This is a genomic window from Fructilactobacillus sp. X2R5C2 (assembly GCF_059901375.1).
Map to the genome: position 1 here is coordinate 1 of NZ_JBWXUX010000024.1, position 266 is coordinate 266.

1 protein-coding gene is annotated in these 266 nt (G+C 40.6%); it reads left to right on the top strand.

What is annotated here, in order from left to right:
* Positions 1-266, top strand: a 266-nt coding sequence (locus tag AC6UD2_RS06795) for a phosphatase PAP2 family protein (protein ID WP_500698434.1), incomplete at both ends; no start/stop codon positions are given.

Consider the following 266-nt stretch of genomic DNA (forward strand, 5'->3'; position numbering starts at 1 on the left):
GGATATTGTGTGGATACTTATAATTGCTGTTTTGTTGTGGTGGTTTAAGTATAAAATACCGGCATTCTTTTCGTTGGTACTGGTTTTTGGTGGAGATGCCATTGGATTTGTGATTAAACACATCGTAGCCAAGCCCCGTCCTTCAATGCATTTGCCGGGGGACACTGGCTTTAGTTATCCTAGTGGACATGTTTTAGGAGCTTTTCTAGTGATTAGCGTCCTGTGGATCATAGTGGTTCCAATGATTAATCGACAATCAACTAAAT